We start from the raw sequence: 16,816 nt of genomic DNA, 5'->3' as shown, positions 1-16,816 counted from the left end.
TGCTCCCCCACTCCCCACTCCCCTGTCATGAGCCTTTGTATCAACCCTGTTTGCCCTAAACCAAATCACCCAAATAATCATCAAAACCGCTTTTGTCAAAGTTGTGGTTCCCATCTAGAATTGCTAGGGCGTTATCGGGTGACGTGCCTGTTGAGTGACAAAACAGGTTTTAGTAAAGTTTATGAGGCATACGAGCAAGATACCCCCAAAATTCTCAAAATACTCAAAGAGGATTTATCAGGCGACGCCAAAGCAGTAGAACTATTTCAGCAAGAAGTAACGGTGTTGGGACAACTCAAGCATCCTGGAATTCCCAAAGAAGATAGTTACTTCCAGTATCAAACCCGAAATGGTTTAGTGCTACATTGCATTGCAATGGAAAAAATCGATGGCTACAATTTAGAACAATGGCTACAGCAGCAAAATAGCCCCATATCCCAAGAACAAGCCATAGACTGGTTAAGACAGTTGACAGAAATTTTGGATGTAGTTCATAGCAAACAGTACCTACATCGAGATATTAAGCCATCTAACATTATGATTAGATCCCCCCTTGAGCAGGGTTGGGGGAATTTAGTACTGATTGATTTTGGCACCGCCAATGAAATTAATAAAACCTACCAAGACCAACTAAGCAACGGCGACAAGATGACAGCACTTATGTCATCTGGCTACAGCGCCCCAGAACAAATGAATGGTCAAGCACTACCGCAGTCAGATTTCTTTGCTTTGGGACGCACTTTTGTATTTTTGCTGACAGGATATCATCCTTTGGATATGTATGATCTCCAGCAAAATTTGTTGCATTGGCAAAATCATGCTACCCATATTTCACCCTTGCTATTGAATTTAATTGATTGGCTAACAGCATCAGAAATAGAAAAACGTCCTGCCAGTACTCAAGAAATTTTGCATTCCCTAAAAGAAATCGAAACTCAATTAACAGACACGACTCCTACAAATAGTAATATCCTAGAATCTTCTAGCCTTGAACATTCACCTGTAGATATTAATAACAACTCATTATCTCCAAATAAACAGCCGGAAAAAGTGCCGATATTAGCATTTTTTGCAGTTCTATTAGTAGCATTAGGATTACTTAGTATAGTGGCTTTAGCCACGCGAAAATCAGATGTTTCTGAAACATCTTATTACAGACAGTATCCCGAAAAAAAAGGTAATATCGCTTATTTTTCTTATCAAGAAGGTAGGGATAGTCAGGGAAGGATAGCTGAGTTTAATATAGCGGTTTTATCACTAAAATATAAATGGCTTTTAGATAGTAACTTTCAAATTAAATACAATGATGAAATTATTAGTATTGACCTTTTGAAGTTGAACTTAGAACAAGAAGGTATAGAGAAGATAATGGAAGCTCCCAATGAGATTATCTCTGTCGGCACAGCTTCTTGTAAAAGTGATAAATTAGTTCAAGAACGTCTGGCTTTAGAACGTTCTAAACAAATACAACTTTTGGTTAAAAATTTATTTATTAATACACCAAGTGTCAAAAGTTATCGCTTATTGAATTTGGGTCAATTTCAACGGAGTGATTGTCAGGCGAAGGATTTAACGACATATCAGACAAGTGTAATAATTATTGGTGTTAAAAGAGAATCATCAGGTGTCATTATTGACGAGGCGCTACGGAATAGATTAGAAAAAAAGCCTTTTGCTGATTTTAAATTAGAAGATTATTCTTTGGGAGCTGCACAGCAGTTCAAGACTATACCGAGCAATTTATAAAATCTCTAGCAAAGTAAAATCAGTATATAGGCATATCTCTTATGGCTAGAGCAGCAGATATCAGCACCAAGCGATTAATCAGCCTTGCACCCGAAAATTGGGTAAAATAGCAGAAAGGCTTTGAATCTTACTTGCCAACGCTAGTAGGAAAGGGGTTGTTCTTATTCGGTCTATATTGGACTCATGTCTGTTTAGGATGAACCCGCTACCTACTTATTTATCTTTGTTGACAAATTACTAGTAGCGTCTTCCAGACTAACTAGGACGGTTATTCGCACCGTGAGTTTTTAGAATAGTTTGTCAAAATAAGAGATAACTGGAGGTTCAAAATATGAAATTTTCAATCCAATCACTTTACACCTGGTATCGCAGTGTACTTCGTAACCCCAAATACCGTTGGTGGGTAATTTTAGGAACGTTGGTGTATTTGGTCAGCCCATTTGATGTTCTCCCAGATTTTATACCCGTTGTGGGACAGATTGATGATGTTTTCCTCTTGACTTTGCTAGTTAGTGAGGTGTCTGGGCTAGTGATTGAAGGCTGGAAAACTCGTAAGGGTGAGGTGGGTACTGAAGTACCTAATACTCCAGAGGGTTCTACTTCTACTGCAAGCACTATTGATGTTGATGCTGTTTCTGTTAAGTAGTTTTAATAAAACCCCTGCTTTTGAAGTCTAAGGTGGGGGATATTTTTTTTCAACGCAAAGGGGCGCAAAGGGAAGCGCAGAGGTTCGCAGAGGATGATAGAGAGTGAGAGGAGGAGTTAGAGGTTGTTGGCTACCCGTTTAATACCTTCTTTGAGATGGAGGACGTTAAAGTTGAGGAGAAGACCTAGTTTGCAGTTTGCGAGTTTGAGGTAGGTTAGGAGTTGAACGGAGTGAATTGGGTGGAAGGATTCTACAGATTTAATCTCTACAATTACTTGGTTTTCGACAATCAAATCTAATCGATAAACACATTCCAATTGCACATCTTGATAAACTAAGGGCAATGGGATTTGCTTACCAACATTCAATCCAGCTTTCTTCAACTCATAATCCAAGCACTCCTCATAAGCCGATTCCAACAAACCAAACCCCAAAGCAGTATGCACCCTCATCGCACAACCAATAATCACCCCACTCAACTCATTCTCTCTCATCCTCTGCGCTCCTCTGCGTTTCCCTCTGCGCCCCTTTGCGTTTAAAAATCTTTCACAAACTCTGTTAAGAAACGGAAAGCCTTCAAAATATAACTAGCGCAATCTCTAGGAGAAGTATTATAAAACGATCGCCACGCACTCGCTTTATCCTCATCATACCGATCGCTACGTTGACTATGATTCTCTAACCACGCCAATCGCACTGCATGACCGATTAACACATCGAACACAATATATCCTTCAATTTGCAGCTTCGGATTATTGGCAGCGATCGCTCCTAATTCGATTAATGCTTCAATATTAACTTGGCGATATTCTGGAGCTTCGATTTTATTCAGCAAATGCTCAACTAACAGAGCAAAATTTCTTTCCCCTGCTGTCATTTCCGACAGCATTATCTCACTATCTAAACGATTGCGGCGCTCTAATTTATCGCCAATCACTAGACCTTTGCAATGTTGCATTAACAGCCAAACTTGCTTAAAAAATTCTTTTGGTACGCGCCCCGTCGCACCCTCGGCTTGGCGAAACCGCCGCCAACCACCCGACGGAACTTCTATCCCTTCGGCGATTCCTGGTAACACCACCCAAGCAATATCACTTTCTTTTTGTTTGACGTGCAGTGATTCTTGCTGGCGCAACAGGTTACTCATGCCACTATATCCAGTTAATACCTGACGCAAGCGCATTTTCACTTCAAAGGGTGAAAGTTGCATTAAGCGATCGTAAGCTTCATCTTGAGTGACGTGTAATTCCCGCGCTAGTTCGCTGGTTATCAACAGGATGAGATAGCCGACTCTCAAGGTTAGTAATCCCTTGAATAGTTCAGGTTCTGAGCGAATTAAGATACCAACATAGATTAAAATCTCTTGAGTGAGGACGCGATCGCGTATATCCTCACGACAAAAATGATTAATTTTATCGGCAATTTCATCGTGAGACATGGGTACGCTAATCAAGGACGCTTCACTGTAAGCTTTACCCACAGCAATTTGCTTACCTCGCACCAAAATACTCGTGACTGCATCTGATAGGCTGATATCAACCATTTGCCGTAACCCCGCAGCTCGACGCACTACTGTCCAAATGCCTAAATCTCCGGCTTTGGTGTAAACTTCATCTAATAAATCGGCTACGGTGACAGGATATCCTGGGCCGCCATACCCAGTATCAAATTTCATTCCTTGCAAGCGAGTTAAAGTTTGCAATAACTCAATTTGTTCGTAGATATTCTCTGATGAGCGCAAATAAGAAAGTAATAATCCCAAGTTAGTTTCATACTCCATTTGAAATTCTTGGGTATGTCCTAAGCGCCAGTTTTTATCAGGATGATAAGCTAGATAATAGCAACGTGGACTAGCATTTTTCACAGGCGATCGCGATAAGTCTGCATTTGGCAGAAAATCAATTCTTTGGATTCCTGCTGTTAGCATTAGCTGATTTAGCCGCCCTAATTTCACCCGCACACCGTTACAAATACCATCTTTGAGTTCTTGCATTAGTTCTAGTAATGCTTCCGAACCTGCTTCTAACATGGTGTGCGTTAACATTAAAGTCAGAGTAGGACGACCTAAATCGCTCCAATATTTTTGAATGTAAGCTAGTTCGCCTCTAATTTGATCCAGCAAAAAATGGTAATCAAGGGTTAAGTAAAACTGTTGAGAGTCTGAAAATGAAGGCAAAAATACAATTGTTTCACCGCTAATCCGAAAGATTCTTGATGTTGTCAAACTCCGCAGCCGCCGCACTGGTCGCCCAGTTAAACCGAGTTTATTGTTACGTCCGATTTGGGTATAAATAGCAGAAAATTCTCCAGCTTTCCTCACTTGAATCGGTTCTACTTGGGCGGGTGTTTGCGCTTCAATTCCGTGAACTTCTAGTTTCATTTGTAAATCTTCATCTTCTGCTAACAAGGCAATTTGTACCAAGGCTTCGCGCTGTTTACCCACACATAAATGTCTTCCCAAAGGGTCAATATCACCAACTGCTATTAAACCTTCACTCAACATTTGACTGAGAAGATATAAACTCTGCGCCCATACCAAAGGAATATTTTCATTAGGCAAACGTGGTTGCGTTTGGGGTGATAACTTTTCTGCCTCAATGTTTTCTGCGGGAACATAATAAAGTTCTGGCAATAAACGCAAACCATCTTGTTCTATGAGTAATAATTCTAAAAGCTCTTGGTATTTTTTAACTTGTTCTTGTTCGCCACGAAATAATCCATCTAGAACTAAATAAGTGAAAAATAACGGCCATTCGCATTCAATATGCTCAAATTGCTTGAGTTCCCACGGTTCGTAGTGCAAGCGATGATGATCTTCTAAAACGGTTTGGTGTCCGTCACGCAGAAAGCGTTTGCAGCCGTATTTACCAGCGAGTTTATTGATAATATCGTTTAAGGTGCGATCGCGTAACTCTAAATCTTCTACTGCAAAGGCAGGATAACTAATAATACTTAACAGCGCCGCATCAATTTCTTTAGAACCAGATTCTCTCGGTAATAAGGATTCTAAGGTAATCCGGGCGCGGGCGATTTCATCTGGTAACACATGAATTACCGATGCTTGACTACCACGCACACCAAACAAATCCAGTCCATTGATAGCTTCTAAAGCAGCTTTTGCCATGCCTACAGAACTAGCATTTAACTCAGTACTACCACGATTAATTTTATTCCCACGTTCCCAAATGCCGTAATCTGGTGTGCGGTAAGCTCGTCCAATGTAGTAAACTAAATTTTGGACGAAATTCACTTCATCAATCGTATAAATTATTTGCAATCCTGCTGCCGTCATTTGCGCCAATATCAGCAAAAATATAGATGTGGCATCAAGTTGCAAATGTCCCCATTCATTATCACCAACAACAATGTCACCAGTCGCGGTATTATATTTGGCGTGCAGTCCATCTAGTAGCGACTGAGTATGTTTAAATGTCTCTACTTTATGAGCCTGTCGCATCATTGCAAAGAGCAACCCGCGCATAAGTTTGATGACACTGTGTTCTAGTTCATAGGTGCGTCCTTTGTCGTCGTCAATCTTGCGGTATGCAAGTCCTAAACCCCAAACTGCCAAAATGCTGTAAACATTGTCTCGCACCCAAGCATCTGTATAATCGCCGTGGGCTGTAATCGCTGTACTCGCAGGTAACAAACCAGTAATTGGATTTTGGCGAGTCAGTACAATCGTTTTAATTTGCTGGTAGTAATAGTCCAGGCGAGATAGCAATTTGGTAGATGTTTTCATAGTTTGGTTCAGAACAACTTGCAAATGACCCTCTGGCTGCGAGGTGAATTATCTAAACCAAGCCAGAATAAGTTCTGTAATGGTTGATGGGACAACAGCTAAGGGTGTGTGAGTTTATTATTATCTCCTGTTAATACGCTTCTGGGTACTGAATTTTAGCGATCGCAAACGAAAATACGGTATTTGTTCAAATTTTTAGAATTTGAAGTAGCATTTTATACTCTGAATCTCCGGCTTTTTAAGGCATAATCAATTCTTTTTGTTGATAATTCAACTTAGATAAACGAGTAGTAGTTTCAGTTAAATTACGTATGCGTTTGTAACTATTATTGTTTTATGATAGGTTTCAAGTTGGAAATAAAATATTTGATTGAGTGGCGAACCAAATAGCAAGCCCTCATCAATGATTGCCTGTGTTATAAAACATCATTTCCAATTAAATTTTTGGCGTTGCTGAATTGCGGTATGAATCCAGATGTAGAGACATTGCATTACAACGTTTTTACAATGATTTTGATATCATGCACAGTCGTTTTCATACATGAAATCAGCAACGCCAAATTTTTAACTGCCTATTTATATTCTAAAAATTATCACTAATCGCGGTGATTTAACAAGCGATGTCTACGACGGGCTACGCCTACGCACTAAACTATAATGGCGAATTATATAGATTGGAATCAGGCTTTAATTGATTATTTTATCAACGGTACACCACACGGTACAAAAATTTATTTGAGCGTTGATGAAGATGTAATAGAACGTATTGGCTATCATTTTGGGCAATCATCTACAAGTGGTACTTGGGTTGATGACTTCTGCACAGCAGTGAAAAGAAAAGTCATCTTTGAGGGACAGGTTAATTTGCAGCATTTAAAAGGGCGTGATTCGCAAGGATTACCCAAAGGAGTTGCTTTTTTATGCGCCACAATTTTAGCCGCTTCCCAAATGGCTCAAGAAGAAAATACATCAGAAACTAATTATTTTAAACGCTTACGAGAGATTTTAGCCTTGCCTGGTTTTGCTCGTCCATTGGGGATGAAATTTGGTAATGAAGCTGAAGAACCCCTTTGACGCGAGTGGAATCGTTGGCTAATGGAAGATAGATTTTTACCTTCAGCACAACGAGGTGGTGGTTCAGCTACCTATATTAATTATCCGATTTCTCAATCCTTACTGCGTCGTACTGATAAAGATAAATTGCGAAAACTATTCCAAGAGAAGCAATGGCAAGCGGAATGGGATGCCCAAACTTTGTTTGCTCATGTTCGACGAGAAGCAGGGGGATTTAACATCCATTTAAAAGAATTACTGAGGGAAAATAAGCAACGCCATGAGGCAATTGTAGAAGCGTTGCATCAAGTTTATGAACAGTGGAAAGCTCAAGGATGTCCTACGGCAGACAAGAATAATTATTGCTCTTGGAGTCGTCATCTTTTCTGTGGTTTATATCGCGTTGAAGATCCATTTTTAGGACAGCTGGATTATTCTCTTTACCCCAAGCAGCAGCGAGGACGCAGGCTAGAATCAGTAGAAGTTAAACAGGTAGATAATACTCACTCATTAAGAGAAGAACGCCCTGGATGGTATTTTCCTTTAAAGTGTTTAGTCAGTCAGAAGGACTTAGATAACGGTGCTAAATACCAAATTATTTCACCAGATGATCTAGATTACCTAATTTTACCTGCTCGTGACTTTTGGATACTAATTCCCGATCCGGAAAATCCTGATTCTGGAGCTTATGCATCTTGGGAAGCCCCATCATTAGGTACTCAGTTTATTCTCCTGTGCAAACAAGAATTACTCAGTGATATTCAACGCTTGCAAGATGAGCATTTACTAGAGTGGAGTTGTACACCTCAGCCGATATTTAATAATTCTGGATGGGTAGAACTTCAGGAGTGCATGGTTGTTTCTCAAGCTTGGGATGGAGTCTTCATCAAAAATCAAACTCTTAAGTATGCTTTGCAACCAAGTGTCAAATTATCAATTAGTTTGTCTGGCGGCTTGCGCGTACCCAAAATTGGCGCTTGGCTTGTAAATCATGGGCCAAAAATTACTATTTTTGGCTTCTATTCAACCGCAGAATTAAAAGTAACTCGATTATCAGATAATCAGACAATTCTGGAGAGATCACAAAGTACAAATACTTCTATAACGCTTGATTTTGCTCATCCTGGGGATTATCTAATTGAAGCGACTTTTGCAGGTGAATCGAGTCAACGTTTAGTCAAGATTGTAGATTGGAATTATCTAGACATAGAAAAATGTGTGCATCGAGAAGTGATGCCAATTAATTCTGTATATCATATTTTTGGCAGTGTAATTCAGCAAAGTTGTTAAATTATTTAGAGTCATCAGGGTGTATCATGCCACAAGTTCAAAGATGGTATACAGGATTTTCTTATCGTGGAAATCCACAAGACCTCATCAAGCAAATTTCAGAACAAGTACAACGTCAAAATCTTAGTAAAATCATACCGCTTTTGCGAGTAGAAAAGGGAGCTAAACCTCGGAAAGAGTTTTGTTTCTTTCTCGCTATTGAAAGTTGCCAAATAGGTGAATTACCTACAGAATTACAAGCAAGTCTGCTGAAGTTATCGTTTTTTCAGCGTCCAATCACAGGGAATCGTGGCTTCACTTATGAAGAGATAAAACCTATGGTTGGTGTAGCTCATGATGTTTTTGAATATACCAACTCTATTCCTTACCCTCTGAGAGAAAATATTAGTGCTGATAACCCGTTAGAACTGACACAATTACACTCTATTAATCATTCTGATGCTGATTGGGTGAAACCTTCCCAAAATAGCGATCGCTTACTATACTGGTTATCAACTCTCGGCAATGGTAGCTGGGAATCCTTTCAAAAAAGCTGCAATGCACTCCAACTTCAGGAACCTAAACGCATCTTACGACGGTTACGCTTACTAGGACATCTTGAATCTTCACTAGACGGTTCCAAATGGTCGGCGGCTCCTTCAAGCATTGTTAAAATTAACTCGCACACTTCCGATTTTATACTGTGTGGTCAACGCAGTATCAGCTTACTCAAACAATTAGAAGAGTATGGTATTGTAGCATCTATTACTCACCAGCCGAGAGGGGAAGCACCACCTTGCATTCAATTGGCGGTGAATAACCCTGATGCGATCGCAAATAATTTTCCCATCATCAATGCGGGTGAAGCATCCACACGACTTGCTCAGATTCTACCTGATATCTCCACTTGGCAGCAAAGTCTGAGGAATATGCCGTCAATTGTGCCGAGTCGGTGGGAATGGAAGCACTTTGATGGTGATGATTTTGAAATCTGCGGTATTCCTCACGAAACAGGGATGTATCAGATGTGTGATGAAAACCGAAACCTTCGCTACACCCTTTTCTACAACCAAAATACTAACACTTGGCATCAAGGTGATTGGTATGGTTTGCGCTTTTTAGCTTTGTATCATCATGGTGCATCTTGCCAAGCTCATTACAATTTTGCTACAAAGTGTTTGGCAATACCAGTAAAGCAACGCTGGCCGGAACTATATGAACGTGCTTTGGTGTTGTCATCTGGACAACTACCAACATATCAGGGCAACTGGCTACTGTATCAAAACGTGAGTGGGGAAGTTGCCGATCAATTGAGTCAAAAGCTAAATGTTAAATATGAAGAGGCTTTAATCTGTGCATGACGTAGTTGGAGCGTATCAACGACTTAATCATATCTATCAGCTGTATATTAAAAGTGCCTTTCCACTACGTTATCGTTCTTTAGCCGCCGAACGCGATCGCCTTTTACAACAACCAGGTATTTTAAGCCAACCGCCTTTAATAGAACCAGTTCCCATTTATCCCTCATCTGGGAGAGACTTACAAACTGCTGCCAAACAACTGCCTGAAAAATACCATGATTTGGCACAACTGGGAAAAATGCTGTTTGAAGAGGGAATCGAACTTTATCAACACCAATGGGAAAGTTTAAAAGAAGTTTTAATCAACCAAAAAGATTTAGTTGTTACCACTGGTACAGGTTCCGGGAAAACTGAGTGCTTTTTATTGCCACTACTCGCCCATTTAGCATGGGAATCTAGCACTTGGGAGGCAAGTCCGCCTCCACCTAGTAATCATTGCTGGTGGGATGTTCAGGGCAATCGCGTTTCTCAGTGTAAACATGTTACTCGCCCTAAAGCTATGCGAGGTTTGATACTCTATCCCCTCAACGCCTTGGTAGAAGACCAATTGCGACGACTTAGAAAAACCTTGGAAGCGCCAGAAATCCACGATTGGCTGGATAAAGAACGCGGCACAAACCGGATCACCTTTGGGCGTTACACTGGACAAACCCCGATTCCGGGTGAACCAACAACTGATAAAATCAAACGACTGCGAAACGAATTAGATGAGTGTGCCAAGCAGCAACAAAATTTACTTCAGTGTCCAAATTGAGTAATGGGCGATCGCCCCAACCTGTACGCGGACATTTATTTTTCCACAATTTGCAAAGCCTATGGGCTTGCTGTAATCCTAGTTGCACCCAAGTCGATCGAGTTCAGCGACAAAGCGATCAACCAACCACTGGTGCTATCCATGCTAACCATCGCCTCAGCTGCGGTTGTGGTTCCCGCGTTCTCGATTTAATTGTCTGCGAAGTCTGTGGCGATGTCTTTTTGGGAGGATACAAAAGTACTCGCAAGCTAATTAACCAGACAGTAGATATCCTGACGCCAGATCAGCCGAACTTAGAAGGTATACCCGATTTGGTCGTCATGAATCAACGTTACGGCAACTATCGGGTATTTTGGCCTTTACCGGGAGAAACACCAGCCTGGACTACACAACCTCAAGTTTTAGAATGGACTGTTGATCGGATAAACCGCCAGTGGGTGAAAGCAAAGTTAGACAAACAAACAGGCGTACTTATCCAGAATGCCACATCGCCGAAAACTGATGAGATTCCAGGGTGGCTGTATCAGATAAAGGGAGATGATTTAGATCAACCAGCACTACCAACAAAGTGTCCCCGATGTGATGCTGACTACGGTAGACGAGACAAATTCCCGACTCCTTTACGTATCCACCGCACTGGCTTTCAAAAGGCTTGTCAAGTTATTGCTAGTGGACTGTTACGAGAAATGCCAGCACCGTCTCAAAAGGGGTTGGGTAGTTCTCGCAAGTTAGTAATATTTTCTGATAGTCGCCAAGATGCAGCTAAACTGGCTGCGGGAATGGAACTTGACCATTACCGCGATATGGTGCGCCTATTACTGATCCAGTCTTTTTATCAATATTGGGATGACCTGATCGCCTTTTTGCGGATTACTGGTGCTAATAACCCAGCCAGTCTAGTAAAATTGCAGACTTTAAACGCTAATCTTTATAATGCTGTTGCCCAAGCAGCAGATGATATGACTCGGCGCGATCGCTTTGCTAATGCTAATCCTACCTTAGCTACAGAGGCGCTTTTCTGGGTGATAGGTTTACCCGCCAATAATCAACAGGCGAGTAGTGCGTGGCTTGGTTTACTCGAACGCTACCCTGAACGCATTCCATTATTAGAATTACGGCAAAAAGTTAGAGATGCTTTATTAGAGTGTGGTATTTGTCCTGGCGGTTCGAGTTTCCGCGCCTTGAATTACTGGGTTGGACAAAATCAAGGTCAGCAACGGTATTCTTGGTTTGAATGCTACAACTGGTCTGATAATTCGGTGACGAGAATTTTTCCAGCTACACAAACTCAGGCTGACCATGCCACTCGACTGGAAGATATGCTTACTGATGAACTGATGAATCCATTGTTCGATCACATGGTACGCACAATGGAGGGTTTCGGGCAAGGGTGGGTCAGCTATCAACCGCTACAAAATACATCATCTAAAATAATTCAAGCAACTGATGCAGTTATCAGACAATTAGGCATCCGTCGCCGACACCAGTATTCTAAGTTTTTTTACCCTGGAACAGATAGCAACTTACCTGGCTTTGCCCAAAAGTATATTGAGTCTACAGGTTTAAAACCTCAAGATATCCAACAGCAATTACTCCAGTCACAAGCTGGAATTGCTGCTAGTGGGAGTTTGTCACTAGATCCAAATAAACTTTATTTAATGCTACCGTCGGATAAAAATCATGGATATCGATGCGATCGCTGCAATGCATTCTATCTCCATCTTGCTGCTGGCTTATGTCCTGAATGTAATAGCCGTAATCATACCAACAAAAATCCTCAACAACTCAGCGCCGGAACACCCACGGGAGACTTCGATTATTATACTTATCTCTCTTCAGAAAAATCAGGTCAGCCCTTCCGCATGAACGCCGCCGAGTTAACCGGACAAACCGACCGAGATCAACGGACTAAGCGCCAACGCTGGTTTCAAGACATTTTTATCAATGATGAAATTGCCCGCGTCCAAGGCATCGACCTTTTAAGCGTCACAACTACAATGGAGGCGGGGGTTGATATCGGTGCGCTGTTGGCAGTGATGATGGCAAATATGCCACCCCGTCGCTTCAACTATCAACAGCGAGTTGGTCGCGCCGGTAGACGTTCTGCTGGAGTTGCCTTAGCTGTTACCTTCTGTCGCGGTAGAAGCCACGATGATTTTTACTTCCAACGCCCGGAAAGTATCACAGGCGATCCGCCACCGCCGCCCTATGTTGATATGACAAGCGTTCCCATTTTTGAACGGGTTCTGATCAAAGAAGTTTTACGCCAAGCCTTTAGCAATTTAAATATTACTGCTGTTAATGGAGGTGACAATGTACACGGTGAATTTGGTAATGTAATTGATTGGAATAATTACAAACCAGATATCCAAGATTGGTTACACGACCCCAAGAATGAGCCAGCCATAATCACTATATTAGATAGCTTGCGAGTGCAGACAGCTTTACCCAACGCCAGCAATGCCCAGATGTTGAATTTTCTGCGTGATGATTTAATCCCAGAGATTCAAACAGTTGTGGAAGATGATACTTACACCCAAGATAAATTGAGTGAACGTCTGGCAAATGCTGGGTTATTGCCGATGTTTGGCTTTCCGACGCGGGTGCGATCGCTTTATACCCGTTTTCCAGCACGCGCCAACCAATGGCCGCCAACAGAGGGAGTAGTTGATCGGAATCTAGATATTGCCCTGAGCCAATTTGCCCCTCGTTCCCAAACGGTGAAAGATAAAGCTGTGCATACAGCCTGTGGTGTAGTCGAGTTATATCCCCAAGGTAAGAATATAGAATCTAAACCAGGACTTGTACCAGCCCTCACCCAAGAGAATAAATCTTTAGGACTTTGTGGTAACTGTCAAGCGGTTATCTACCCATACAAATTGTTAAAAAAACCACATCCAGGAGGTCAGGAACCGCCAAAAGATACCTGTCCAGTCTGCGGGGTAGATGCTTTGCGTTGTCTAGATGCTAGAGAACCCAAGGGATTTTTTACCAACTTACAACCAGAAGACTTTGATGGACAATTTGAGTGGCAACCAAACGCAACCAGACCATCTTTAAGTGTGAATGCTGAGGTAGGCAATATCCAGCATACCCTTAACGCTTCTGTGTCTGCATTCAATGACCACATCATTTCTGTGAATGACAACGGCGGCAATGGCGGATTTGACTTTCAAAATGCCTTAATTTATGGTAAGCCCAAACCCGGAGCTTATGCCGTTTCTTTGGATAAGAATAGCTCAGTAACTACATCTGGTACTGCCTATCGGGTGGCGTTGTTATCTCGGCGGAAGACAGATATTTTGTTGGTAAATATTGAGGAATGGCCTACTGGTGTTTTTGCAGATCCAACCACAGTTATTGGACGTGCGGCTTGGTATTCCTTTGCATTTTGGTTGCGGATAGCAGCTGCCACCCAATTAGATGTAGATGCAATGGAGTTGCAAGCTGGGTTCCGATCGCTAGAGCAAAATGGAACTGCGATCGGGCAGGCTTTTTTGTGCGATCATCTAGAAAATGGGGCAGGATATTGCCGGTTTCTGGAAAAGCCAAAAGAATTTAAAAAATTGATGGATTTGGCGAATCCGAATATGCTTAGTAGCATTGCCAGCAAGTGGATAAATCAGCCACATGGAAATACCTGTGATACATCATGCAACTTATGTTTGCGAGATTACCATAACCTTGCTTATCACGGGTTATTAGACTGGCGGCTGGCTTTAGATATGGCGCAATTAGTATTATCAGCCTCATCTACAATTGATCTCAATTCCCCCAACGGCAGTATTCCAAATCCTTGGAGTGAACTATATCAAGGGATGAATGCACCAATTACCGCTACCCTTCAACGCCTTGGTTATGGCTTACCCACTCAGTTCGGAACTCTTACAGGTTACGTACACCAAAATCAGAAGCGTCAGACAATATTGATTTTACGCCATCCTCTATGGCAAGACAATCATCCTGAGTGGATTGCATCAGAAGCGATCGCTAAAGCTCAAACACCTTACTGCGACTATGAAGTGAAACCTGCCAACCCATTTCTAATTCTCCGTCGTCCAGGTGACTACGCATGAAGTTGCTTAATACCCAATACTATTTGTATAGATGTAGTACTACTCCAGGTTAGCTAGCAATGATTCGGGAATTAAAACTAATTAGCCGGACATAATATCAGTGGCGGCATAATGTCAAAAAATCAAGAGTGCCTAACTCCGAAGGATGAGCTTATGCTAGTCTAAACTAAATCACTACTCCGAGATTATGCTGATGCTGGTATAAACTAAATCATTTTTTACAAAAATCTTTATTAAATAAATATAATTTTAATGTAGATGTGTTTTAAAATTGGATGTATTTGTGTTAAACATTCAGCAAATAATTGCAGTAAACAAAGGGAGGCTATCCTCAACCCAATCAAGTTTGATAAAAAATCGGGTTTATACACTGTACAAATAAATCATTTTGTGCATTCACATAAATACCTTGGTTCAGCCTTTTACAAACCATATTTTGTTAATTGTGTAGGCTAGGAAAAATCTAGCTATAAGCCTTGAAAAGCATAGTTGCTATTTTGGCTTCTTTGTTAATGCGTAAGTTATAAAAAAATAATTGGTTTGTTTACATAATAAATATCCTAGTTTGCTTTATGACACTCTAAGATGTTTTCTAAATAATAGTTTCAATAAAAATTATTATTTTACTTACTAATATAAATAGTTGATGAAGCCCTGATTTAGAATAATACTGACTTTATAAAACTAAAATTTGATATTGTTGCTGTTATGAATAAATCAGGTAATTACCATTTTATGCAACATAGTAGTAGATAGAACAAAAGGCATAAATGTATAATAAACTTAAAAAATTTTTACCCAATAAATATCTCTTTCATTTTTGGGAAAGAGAAACATTAATCTTAAAAGGAGTAACACAATGAAAACAGTTGGGATGTATCGTCGAGCTTATCCGAGAGTATCAGAAACCTTTATTGGAGAGCAAGCGCATAATTTACAAACATACAAACCATTATTTCTTACTTGTAAACTATTAAAAGAAATTCCTTTTGACAGTATTGCTATTAGTAACAACGACCAATGGAAAATTAAACAATTATTTCATATAATTACTGCTTCACCAAATATGTTTGGAAAAGAGGCCGAACTAAAAAATCTAAAATTAATTCACGGACATTTTGGCCCAGATGGTATTTACGCAATGCGATTGGCAGAAAAATTAAATATTCCTTTCATCGTTACATTTTACGGTTTTGATATTACAGTTTCACGTTCATCTATGTGGCTGTCAGGTAATCCGGCATTTTATCAATTTCTTTTGCATGAAGCAGAATTAAAACAAAAAGCATCTAAATTTATTGCTTTTTCTAGTTTTTTGTATAAAAAGATGATTGAATATGGTTATCCGGAAGATAAAATTATTAAATTAAATAGTGGTATAGATTTAGAAAAGTTTGCCCCAGCGAGTGAATCAAAAGATGAAAGATATATTTTATGTGTAGGCAGGCATACTGAAAAAAAAGGAATTGATACCCTATTAAAAGCCTTTTCTCAGATTGCCAGTAAGCATCCAGATGTGTCAGTTATCCAAATTGGAAATGGCACAATGACTGAAAAATTAAAAACTCTAGCAGATGAGCTTGGTATTAGTAATAGAGTAAATTTTATGGGGGCAAAACCTTATGAAGTAATTCAAAAAACTATGAAAAATGCAGAAATATTTTCTCTACCCAGTCAAACAGCAAAGAACGGTGATAGCGAAGGTTTACCGCTTTCAATATTGGAAGCCGCCGCTTCTGGTTTACCAATAGCTTCTACTTGGCATAGCGCTATCCCGGATGCTGTTTTAGATGGAGAAACTGGCTTTTTAGTTGATGAAAAAGACGATCGATCTCTGGCGGAAAAATTAGATATTCTCTTGTCTGACCGGGCTTTAGCTAAAAGTATGGGTAAAAGAGGACGAGAGTTTATTGGCGAAAATTTTGATATTCACAAGCAAACTGCCAAGCTAGAAGCTATTTATGATTTAGTAATCAGTTAACGATACTCAAGTAAGAGTATCTCAATTTAGATTACTGAACCTCAAGCATTTGTTAATACGCAGAAGTTTTCTAATCCCCAGTTTTGAGACGACTCTCCTTTTTTAGCCATCCGTATGGTTATTTATTCGCGATCGCCAGTTATCACAGATTATATAAGTAGCAAAACTTACTACGATCGCAGAATAAT

Annotated in this window: 10 protein-coding genes; 8 read left to right on the top strand and 2 right to left on the bottom strand. The window is 40.4% G+C overall.

What is annotated here, in order from left to right:
• The first annotated feature begins 27 nt into the window (after positions 1 to 27).
• Together ACFE93_RS21885 and ACFE93_RS21880 are read left to right on the top strand one after the other, a co-directional pair.
• Entirely contained in the window at positions 28 to 1,746 is a 1,719-nt protein-coding gene (locus ACFE93_RS21885; RefSeq protein ID WP_375476172.1) for a protein kinase, read from the top strand.
• 331 nt (positions 1,747 to 2,077) lie between these two features.
• A complete protein-coding gene (locus tag ACFE93_RS21880) occupies positions 2,078 to 2,392 on the top strand; it encodes a YkvA family protein (protein ID WP_375476168.1) in 315 nt (104 codons plus the stop codon).
• A gap of 116 nt (positions 2,393 to 2,508) precedes the next feature.
• Here ACFE93_RS21880 and ACFE93_RS21875 read toward each other — a convergent pair whose 3' ends face one another.
• Positions 2,509 to 2,886, bottom strand: coding sequence for a GxxExxY protein (locus ACFE93_RS21875; protein WP_375476166.1), 378 nt, complete (start codon positions 2,884 to 2,886; stop codon positions 2,509 to 2,511).
• Positions 2,887 to 2,927: 41 nt separating this feature from the next.
• Positions 2,928 to 6,134: a glycoside hydrolase family 15 protein gene (locus tag ACFE93_RS21870; protein ID WP_375476164.1), complete on the bottom strand. Its 3,207-nt coding sequence runs from the start codon at positions 6,132 to 6,134 to the stop codon at positions 2,928 to 2,930.
• Between the two features lie 657 nt (positions 6,135 to 6,791).
• Between ACFE93_RS21870 and ACFE93_RS21865 the strand changes: the two genes are divergently transcribed.
• From ACFE93_RS21865 to ACFE93_RS21840, 6 genes are all read left to right on the top strand, one after another.
• On the top strand, positions 6,792 to 7,208 hold the full coding sequence (locus ACFE93_RS21865; protein ID WP_375476162.1) for a hypothetical protein: 417 nt from the start codon (positions 6,792 to 6,794) through the stop codon (positions 7,206 to 7,208).
• 21 nt (positions 7,209 to 7,229) lie between these two features.
• Positions 7,230 to 8,477 carry a hypothetical protein gene (locus ACFE93_RS21860; protein WP_375476160.1) on the top strand — a complete coding sequence of 416 codons (1,248 nt, stop codon included), beginning with the start codon at positions 7,230 to 7,232 and terminating at the stop codon, positions 8,475 to 8,477.
• 26 nt (positions 8,478 to 8,503) lie between these two features.
• Complete coding sequence (locus tag ACFE93_RS21855) at positions 8,504 to 9,817, top strand: hypothetical protein (protein ID WP_375476158.1); 1,314 nt, start codon at positions 8,504 to 8,506, stop codon at positions 9,815 to 9,817.
• The gene (locus tag ACFE93_RS21850) at positions 9,810 to 10,571 is read left to right on the top strand and encodes a DEAD/DEAH box helicase (protein ID WP_375476156.1); all 762 of its coding nucleotides are present in this window, start codon (positions 9,810 to 9,812) and stop codon (positions 10,569 to 10,571) included. The genes ACFE93_RS21855 and ACFE93_RS21850 overlap by 8 nt, the downstream gene beginning before the upstream one ends.
• Positions 10,559 to 14,647: a helicase-related protein gene (locus ACFE93_RS21845; RefSeq protein ID WP_375476154.1), complete on the top strand. Its 4,089-nt coding sequence runs from the start codon at positions 10,559 to 10,561 to the stop codon at positions 14,645 to 14,647. Before ACFE93_RS21850 ends, ACFE93_RS21845 begins: the two co-directional genes overlap by 13 nt.
• Before the next feature lie 859 nt (positions 14,648 to 15,506).
• A complete protein-coding gene (locus ACFE93_RS21840; protein ID WP_375476152.1) occupies positions 15,507 to 16,628 on the top strand; it encodes a glycosyltransferase in 1,122 nt (373 codons plus the stop codon).
• Positions 16,629 to 16,816: the final 188 nt, after the last annotated feature.

It is taken from the genome of uncultured Nostoc sp. (assembly GCF_964247315.1).
Lineage (GTDB): Bacteria > Cyanobacteriota > Cyanobacteriia > Cyanobacteriales > Nostocaceae > Nostoc.
Note: the sequence above shows the minus strand (reverse complement) of the source record. Positions and strands in the feature narration are given on the sequence as shown.

Excerpts from the sequence above, each read along its gene's own strand:
- ACFE93_RS21885 (WP_375476172.1), top strand. The coding sequence starts at position 28 with ATGAGCCTTTGTATCAACCCTGTTTGCCCTAAACCAAATCACCCAAAT.
- ACFE93_RS21880 (WP_375476168.1), top strand. The coding sequence starts at position 2,078 with ATGAAATTTTCAATCCAATCACTTTACACCTGGTATCGCAGTGTACTT.
- ACFE93_RS21875 (WP_375476166.1), bottom strand. The coding sequence starts at position 2,886 with ATGAGAGAGAATGAGTTGAGTGGGGTGATTATTGGTTGTGCGATGAGG.
- ACFE93_RS21870 (WP_375476164.1), bottom strand. The coding sequence starts at position 6,134 with ATGAAAACATCTACCAAATTGCTATCTCGCCTGGACTATTACTACCAG.
- ACFE93_RS21865 (WP_375476162.1), top strand. The coding sequence starts at position 6,792 with ATGGCGAATTATATAGATTGGAATCAGGCTTTAATTGATTATTTTATC.
- ACFE93_RS21860 (WP_375476160.1), top strand. The coding sequence starts at position 7,230 with ATGGAAGATAGATTTTTACCTTCAGCACAACGAGGTGGTGGTTCAGCT.
- ACFE93_RS21855 (WP_375476158.1), top strand. The coding sequence starts at position 8,504 with ATGCCACAAGTTCAAAGATGGTATACAGGATTTTCTTATCGTGGAAAT.
- ACFE93_RS21840 (WP_375476152.1), top strand. The coding sequence starts at position 15,507 with ATGAAAACAGTTGGGATGTATCGTCGAGCTTATCCGAGAGTATCAGAA.